Origin of the sequence: Psychrobacillus sp. OK032, from assembly GCF_900111345.1 — a bacterium.
Lineage (GTDB): Bacteria > Bacillota > Bacilli > Bacillales_A > Planococcaceae > Psychrobacillus.
The window spans coordinates 1-3,397 of the sequence record NZ_FOGY01000029.1; the positions used below are offsets into that span (position 1 = coordinate 1).

General features: G+C 31.0%; 5 protein-coding genes. All 5 read left to right on the forward strand.

Going from position 1 to position 3,397, the window contains the following annotated elements; all coding sequences use genetic code 11:
- Positions 1-134: 134 nt before the first annotated feature.
- Positions 135-401, forward strand: coding sequence for a hypothetical protein (locus BMZ04_RS21650; RefSeq protein ID WP_093277789.1), 267 nt, complete (start codon positions 135-137; stop codon positions 399-401).
- Positions 402-538: 137 nt separating this feature from the next.
- On the forward strand, positions 539-1,078 hold the full coding sequence (locus BMZ04_RS21655) for a tubby C-terminal domain-like protein (protein ID WP_093277791.1): 540 nt from the start codon (positions 539-541) through the stop codon (positions 1,076-1,078).
- Positions 1,079-1,271: 193 nt separating this feature from the next.
- Positions 1,272-2,030, forward strand: coding sequence for a GNAT family N-acetyltransferase (locus BMZ04_RS21660; protein WP_093277795.1), 759 nt, complete (start codon positions 1,272-1,274; stop codon positions 2,028-2,030).
- 148 nt (positions 2,031-2,178) lie between these two features.
- A complete protein-coding gene (locus BMZ04_RS21665) occupies positions 2,179-2,412 on the forward strand; it encodes a hypothetical protein (protein ID WP_143128343.1) in 234 nt (77 codons plus the stop codon).
- Positions 2,413-2,534: 122 nt separating this feature from the next.
- Positions 2,535-3,071: a GNAT family N-acetyltransferase gene (locus tag BMZ04_RS21670; protein ID WP_093277801.1), complete on the forward strand. Its 537-nt coding sequence runs from the start codon at positions 2,535-2,537 to the stop codon at positions 3,069-3,071.
- Positions 3,072-3,397 lie beyond the last annotated feature (326 nt).

Consider the following 3,397-nt stretch of genomic DNA (forward strand, 5'->3'; position numbering starts at 1 on the left):
TGAAGATATTAATAAAATGTTTGTGAAGAAATATACTTAAACTAACGGGTGCTTTACTTCAAGAAGGAGTAAAGCCTTTTTTCTTATTGAACTAACGCAGCAGTTTTGTGAAAGAAGAGATTGGAGGAAGAAAAATGACAAAAAATAAATTAAAAGGTTTAGTTGCTTTAGGTTCTTTAATAACTGCAATTGGTTTTATATTGCTTTTTTTCAGTGTTAATTTTGGATTATCGCTTGCAGAAAATTGGATAGCCAAACAAGGTGGGGCAGACACTTCAACATACCTTATTGTAATTGAAGGTTCCACAAATAATTTCTTGGCTGCTGGAAGTATACTTTTTGGGATTGGTCTCACCACCATTATTTTTGCTTATTATAAGACACTTAATATTAACGAATAGAAGTAATAAATATTGTTTTCCTTCTTCAACTAACGGGTGCTTTAGTTAAACATGGCTGCCTGAAAGGGTAGCTTTTTCTTATTGAATTAACGAAGCAGTTTAGTTTAATAATAAATAACAATGAAAAGGAAGATTTTTTGAGAAATTATACGTATCAGTTACCCTTAGCAAAGGGAAGTATAAAACAGATTGTAGTACATAATGAAAATGATGAAGTTATCTATACGTTTAAAAGAACGTACAAGACGATTTTACATCAAATTTTCGATATTTGGATTGGGAAAAATCAATTGCTTTGTCATTATGATGGCTATGATGTAACTGGGAATAAAATCATAGAAAGCTATAAAAAACACAGTATTGCTAAAAGAACCAAAAATATGTTGAGTTTCGTTGAAAGCTGTGATATGAAGGAACTTTTTACAGCTGAAATTGATGGGATAGACGCTATTACGCCTACGTATAAAATAGAGAGTCCTAATACCAAACTAATAACGAAAATAGATTTTTCTAGATTAGTTCATTTTTATGAAAAAGGAAACGTTGTTGCTATTTTGCAGTTACATTTTTCAAATAAGCAAAAAAGCTATTTAGAAATTAAAAATAATGCCTCAATTCAAAATCCTTTATTCTATATTATCTATTCACAGATGTTTTATTTTATTGGGGAATACTAAATGGATATGCTTATTCAACTAACGGGTGCTTTAGCAGAAAAAGAGGCGGCATTTAGAGGTAGCCTTTTCTTCTTGAACAAACGAAGCAGGTTGAAGAGTGTTATTTAACTTGTGTTCAACAATCGGACCATATTGTTTAATAATTGTAAGGTGTTAAAGTATGGACATGGACTATAATACGAGGAGAATTTAAATGAAACAAATAACATTCGAAGATATTTATACACTTGGAAAAATTGTGGCTGAAAATGCTCAATATAGACACTATCATTATCCTAAGATGTTAACTAGGTATAGTAGTAATTTCATTGAATTTAAAACTTTACCGTCTTTAACTGAATTTAAAGAGGCTGAAGATTACTTAAGAGAATATCATCTGAAGAAGGGCCAAAAACATGTGAAGTTCTACTTTCCTGAGAATATAAAGACAACAGGAGAACTAATTGTATATTTGACTCATATGGGTTATGAAATAGGTTTTCTAGAACTATATGCTATTCAGCCGAAACACTTTCCTCCAGTGAAAAACAACCCAGATATAGATATTCAAGTAGTGACAGATAAAAATTTAGAAGTACTTCTTAATCTACAATATCAGGATGACTTAAACTACGGAAGTGAATATGCGAAGCAGAAGGTCGATCTTATAAAACGTCAATTTGAAAATCAAAATATTCAGCAGGTTTTAGCCTTTTATAAGGGGTCTCCAGCAGGCTATGTAGATGTCATTATTTCTAGTGAAACAGCAGAAATTGATAACCTAACTGTCAACGAGTTGTTTCGAAACAAAGGAATAGGCAGCAGATTACAAAAAATTGTAATGGAATTATTTCCTGAGAAGATTGTAATATTAGTGGCCGACGGAGAAGATACCCCTAGAGAAATGTACAAAAAACAAAACTATCAGTATCATGGAATTAAATATGAAGCACAAAAAATATATCAAGATTAGTTTTCAATACAAGTTCAACAAGTAATACCAGCTAGCTTTACTTCAAGAAGGAGTAAAGCCTTTTTTCTTATTGAACTAACGCAGCAGGTTAGTTGAAGAATGATTACCTTCAAGTAACTTGTACAAAATTATTTATAAGAATGGTGATATGATGGAAATTTGTAAAGAGATTATAGCGAAGAACAAGAAATATAAGGCAGTCATTTTTACAATTGGAGGGATTTATCGTGTCCAATTGTTTGAATATTTACCTGAATGTGTTGATGATGATGGGGATGTTTGGGAGGAGTTATGGCAAGAAGTCACAACTTCAAATACAATAACGGATACCCAACAGAATGCTATAAAACTTGCAGAAGAAGAACTTAACTTATTAAACTAACGGGTGCTTTAGTTAACCAGACCATCAACATTAGAACATCTGTATATAATTCATGGTCATTTAAAAGTAGAATATAAGCAATAATATAAACAATACATAAAACAATTAAGGAGAATGTTAAAATGAGATTAGAGAGTAAGAGAATTTATTTAAGGCCTCTTTCCGAATTAGATGCACCTATTATGTTAGAAAATACAATGGATAAAGAAATACGTTATATGACTGGAACGAATTCTAATTTTTCAATGGATCAAATTAAGACACATATTGAAAATATTAATAAAGATTCAAGCCGCTATGATTTCGCTATTTGTTTAAAAGGCACTGACGAAATGATCGGGGAGTTATCGATTTTCGATATAGATGAGGAGAACAAAAAAGCAGGATTCAGAATATCGATGGCTTCCATTTCACTAACAGGTAAAGGATATGGTACTGAAGCTACAGAAATAGTTCTAAGTTTTGTTTTTGAACAACTCCAATTAAATCGTTTACAGTTAGAAGTATTTAGCCATAATTTGCGTGGAATTAGAGCGTATGAAAAGGTTGGGTTTGTAAAAGAAGGAGTCTTACGTCAATCCTTATATTACAATGATGCGTACTCAGATGAAATTATTATGGCAATACTTAAATGTGATTTTAAAAGTATACTTTTGTAATAATCCAAAATACAAGTATAACGTTGATAGCTTTTAATACATAATTTAAGAATCTTTCGATCAGCAGATTGTGAAGTTGTACTTAAACTAACGGGTGCTTTAGTTGAATAGTAATAAACCGAAAATGGGCAATTCTTAAGAAATACAGGGTGTTACATACCATTAACGATATGTATCACCCTTTATTTGAGTGGCTTGTTACGATTAGATCCCTTACTTATAAATCTTCTTAAAGTAATGGATAAACATTAAGTTATAAACAACTTCCACTACTATTGAAATAGTTAAATCCATTAAGTTTGTTTCATAAAGAGATTGATAAGGTA

Excerpts from the sequence above, each read along its gene's own strand:
- BMZ04_RS21650 (WP_093277789.1), top strand. The coding sequence starts at position 135 with ATGACAAAAAATAAATTAAAAGGTTTAGTTGCTTTAGGTTCTTTAATA.
- BMZ04_RS21660 (WP_093277795.1), top strand. The coding sequence starts at position 1,272 with ATGAAACAAATAACATTCGAAGATATTTATACACTTGGAAAAATTGTG.
- BMZ04_RS21665 (WP_143128343.1), top strand. The coding sequence starts at position 2,179 with ATGATGGAAATTTGTAAAGAGATTATAGCGAAGAACAAGAAATATAAG.
- BMZ04_RS21670 (WP_093277801.1), top strand. The coding sequence starts at position 2,535 with ATGAGATTAGAGAGTAAGAGAATTTATTTAAGGCCTCTTTCCGAATTA.